General features: G+C 42.6%; 2 protein-coding genes and 1 pseudogene. 2 read left to right on the top strand and 1 reads right to left on the bottom strand.

The window, feature by feature from the left end; translation table 11 throughout:
- Nucleotides 1-77: 77 nt before the first annotated feature.
- Nucleotides 78-338 (top strand): annotated as a pseudogene (locus QP439_RS08770) (transposase family protein); the annotation flags it as partial.
- 136 nt (nt 339-474) lie between these two features.
- Here the strand turns inward: QP439_RS08770 and QP439_RS08760 are convergent.
- Nucleotides 475-1353: an Rpn family recombination-promoting nuclease/putative transposase gene (locus tag QP439_RS08760; RefSeq protein WP_285389616.1), complete on the bottom strand. Its 879-nt coding sequence runs from the start codon at nt 1351-1353 to the stop codon at nt 475-477.
- Nucleotides 1354-1500: 147 nt separating this feature from the next.
- Here QP439_RS08760 and polA point away from each other — a divergent pair, with 147 nt between their 5' ends.
- A complete protein-coding gene (gene polA / locus QP439_RS08755; RefSeq protein WP_285389613.1) occupies nt 1501-4134 on the top strand; it encodes a DNA polymerase I in 2634 nt (877 codons plus the stop codon).
- Nucleotides 4135-4210 lie beyond the last annotated feature (76 nt).

The following is a 4210-nucleotide window of genomic DNA, read 5'->3' as shown; positions in this document are numbered from 1 at the left end:
TTCCACTGGTTTTTACGATTTTTATCAGACTAACTTCCACTTGGATTAACGGTGGAAGTTAGTTTGGGAATTTAGCTGTTCTTAATAGGGATACTCACAAAGGAATCATTGCTAAACTGGATTATGAGGCTCCACTTTGTCCTGATTGCGGAAGTCAAATGAAGAAATATGACTTTCAAAAACCGTCTAAGATTCCTTACCTTGAAACGACTGGTATGTCTACTAGAATTCTACTTAAAAAGCGTCGTTTCAAGTGCTATCAGTGCTTGAAAATGATGGTCGCTGAGACTCCTCTAGTAAAGAAAAATCATCAAATTTCTCGTGTCGTAAACCCAAAGAAGCTCTTGTAGTCTAGCAGTTGGTCTGCTTGACTGATGGTTCGCTCAGGTTGCTGGGTAAAGGGTTTGTTCCCGAAAAACTCCAACCATGGCTTACGAACCTCGTCTTTGCTGGTTTCTCTGTATTTTTTTAATCTTATTTACAATGGTCTTTCAATAGTTCTTCAAACTCAGCGACCGTCATGCCTAATTGCTGGCTGGCAACCTCAGCGGTTAAAAGATGCTGGCGAACGAGATTTACTAATCCTTTTTTCAGTCCTTTTTCTTCAGCTTGTTCCAAGGCATAGTTCTGTGCTAACAAGGCTTGTTCTTCTCTCATACGTAGTTGACTAAACATTTTCCTGTCCTCCTCAGACCAGCTCTTATAGTCCAGCAGTTGATCTGCCTGGCTGATGGCTCGCTCGGGTTGTTGAGTAAAGGGTTTATTCCCGAAAAACTCCAACCACGGTTTGCGAACGCTATCTTTGCTGGTTTCTCTGTATTTTTTTAATTCCAAGAACGCCATCTTGACTAGATGGTTTTCTTGACCGTTATTTGTAATTGTTAAAACCTCACCCGTCGTATCTTCTCGCATACTAAAGCTATGAAAAGCTAAATCATCTTGAAAGTAGTTGCTATCCACAATCGCAATAGCGTAAACAGGTGCGATGTGTTTGTAACTTTGATGAGTATCGCCTTCTCGTTGGCGAATTTTTTCGAGATTTTGATTGACCTGACTGCACAAGTAAGCCCACAGGCGATTGATGAAAAAATTCTGATGATGCACCTGAATCTCAATAATTACTTGAGTACCGTTGTCCAACTCCGCCAAGACATCTATACTGGTATAGAAATCCTGGGCCGAGTACGGCAGGGAAGGCAAGACATGAATATTGCTCCCCTCCAAAATGGTTACATTTTTGGCCGGTAAATCCAACATATCGCGAATAAATTGACAAGTGATTTCTGGATTGCTAAAGATTTTCTTAGCAACCAAGTCATTGGTCGGGCTGATGCCCGGATGACGTATAGTCATATTTTTTCTCCTTTCATTATAGCACATTTTTAAATCTAGGTTTACTAGATTCTCTAGCTCTATCTATTTATTCGGAAAAAGTGTGAAAAATATTGGGTATGGCTCTTCCCAATGGTATTTTTTGGTGCTTTCCTTTATAATGGGTGTATGGATAAGAAAAAATTATTATTGATTGATGGGTCTTCTGTTGCTTTTCGGGCGTTTTTTGCCCTCTATCAGCAGTTGGATCGTTTTAAGAATGCGGCTGGTTTGCATACCAATGCGATTTATGGCTTTCAGTTGATGTTGAGCCATTTGTTGGAGCGGGTTGAGCCAAGTCATATTTTGGTGGCTTTTGATGCGGGAAAGACGACCTTCCGTACAGAGATGTATGCGGACTATAAGGGTGGTCGGGCTAAGACTCCGGATGAGTTTCGTGAGCAATTTCCCTTTATTCGTGAGTTGCTGGATCATATGGGGATTCGTCACTATGAGTTGGCTCAGTATGAGGCTGATGACATCATTGGGACGCTGGATAAGCTCGCAGAGCAGGATGGTTTTGATATTACCATTGTCAGTGGGGACAAGGACTTGATTCAGCTGACGGATGAGCATACGGTGGTTGAGATTTCCAAGAAAGGTGTGGCTGAGTTTGAGGCATTTACGCCAGAATATCTTATGGAAAAGCTGGGCATTACACCGACGCAGTTTATCGATCTTAAGGCGCTTATGGGAGATAAGTCGGATAATATTCCTGGGGTGACCAAAATCGGCGAAAAGACGGGTATCAAGCTCTTGCTGGAGCATGGCTCACTCGATGGTATTTATGAAAATATCGATGAGATGAAGACTTCTAAGATGAAGGAAAATCTCATCAATGATAAGGAACAGGCCTTTTTGTCGAAAACACTGGCGACCATTGATACCAAGGCACCGATTGAGATTGGTTTAGAGGATTTGGTCTATAGTGGTCCAGATGTGGAAAATCTTGGGAAATTCTACGATGAGATGGGCTTCAAACAGCTCAAGCAGGCTTTAAATGTGTCGTCAGCTGATGTGGCTGAGAGCTTGGATTTTACTATCGTTGACCAAATCAGTCAAGATATGCTGAGTGAAGAGTCTATCTTCCATTTTGAGCTTTTTGGTGAGAATTACCATACGGATGATTTGGTTGGATTTGCCTGGTCTTGTGGGGAAAAGCTCTATGCTACCGACAAGCTTGAGCTTTTGCAAGAGCCTATTTTCAAGGATTTTTTAGAAAAAACATCTCTTAGAGTTTATGACTTTAAGAAGGCTAAAGTTCTCTTGAATCGTTTTGATGTGGATTTGCAGGCGCCCGCTTTTGACAGCCGTTTGGCTAAATACCTCCTTTCAACTGTAGAGGATAATGAAATTGCGACTATCGCTAGTCTTTATAGTCAGACTTGTTTGGTTGATGATGAGACCTTCTATGGTAAGGGGGTCAAGAAGACTCTTCCTGAACGCGAGAAATTCTTGGAACATTTGGCTCGTAAGCTTGCTGTTTTAGTCGAAACAGCGCCTGTTTTGCTTGAAAAACTCAGCGAAAATGGGCAATTAGAGCTTCTTTATGATATGGAGCAGCCTCTGGCTTTTGTCCTTGCCAAGATGGAAATTGCTGGGATTACGGTCAAGAAAGAGACCTTGCTTGAGATGCAGGCTGAGAATGAGCTTATCATTGAAAAATTGACTCAGGAGATTTACGAACTGGCTGGTGAGGAGTTTAACATCAACTCACCTAAGCAGTTGGGCGTACTTCTTTTTGAGAAATTGGGACTTCCTCTAGAATACACTAAGAAAACCAAGACTGGATACTCGACAGCGGTGGATGTCTTAGAGCGTTTAGCTCCTATTGCGCCGATTGTTAAGAAAATTCTAGATTACCGTCAGATTGCTAAGATTCAGTCTACTTATGTAATTGGCTTGCAGGACTGGATTTTAGCAGATGGTAAGATTCATACTCGTTATGTGCAGGATTTGACCCAGACCGGGCGTTTGTCTAGTGTGGATCCAAACTTGCAAAATATCCCTGTGCGTTTGGAGCAAGGTCGTCTCATTCGTAAGGCTTTTGTGCCTGAGTGGGAGGATAGTGTCCTGCTTAGTTCGGACTATTCACAGATTGAATTGCGCGTTTTGGCGCATATTTCTAAGGATGAGCACTTGATAAAGGCCTTCCAAGAGGGGGCAGATATCCATACTTCGACAGCTATGCGGGTCTTTGGCATTGAGCGTCCTGAGGATGTGACTGCAAACGACCGTCGCAATGCCAAGGCTGTTAACTTTGGAGTGGTTTACGGGATTTCAGATTTTGGTTTGTCTAATAATCTGGGCATCAGCCGTAAGGAGGCCAAAGCCTACATTGATACCTACTTTGAACGTTTCCCAGGTATTAAAAACTACATGGATGAAGTGGTGCGTGAGGCGCGTGATAAGGGCTATGTAGAGACCCTCTTCAAGCGTCGTCGTGAGTTGCCAGATATCAATTCGCGTAACTTTAACATTCGTGGTTTTGCGGAGCGAACTGCCATCAACTCGCCTATCCAGGGTTCGGCGGCAGATATTCTCAAGATTGCCATGATTCAGCTGGATAAAGCCTTGGTTGCAGGTGGTTATCAGACTAAGATGCTGTTACAAGTGCACGATGAAATCGTCCTTGAAGTTCCTAAATCTGAATTGGCAGAGATGAAAAAATTGGTCAAACAAACCATGGAAGAAGCCATTCAACTCAGTGTTCCCCTCATCGCAGATGAAAATGAAGGGGCAACCTGGTACGAGGCTAAATAAAAAGGCTCTTTGTCAACTGTAGTGGGTTGAATAAAAGCTAAAACCGAGAAAGGACAAATTTCGTCCTTTCTTTTTT

This window comes from Streptococcus sp. UMB1203 (genome assembly GCF_030217725.1).
GTDB lineage: Bacteria > Bacillota > Bacilli > Lactobacillales > Streptococcaceae > Streptococcus.
The sequence above is the reverse complement of the archived record's forward strand: the minus strand, read 5'-3'. Positions and strand labels throughout refer to the sequence as shown.

What these genes read in the sequence shown, in the direction of transcription:
- QP439_RS08760 (WP_285389616.1), bottom strand. Translation starts at nt 1,353, where the DNA reads ATGACTATACGTCATCCGGGCATCAGCCCGACCAATGACTTGGTTGCT.
- polA (WP_285389613.1), top strand. Translation starts at nt 1,501, where the DNA reads ATGGATAAGAAAAAATTATTATTGATTGATGGGTCTTCTGTTGCTTTT.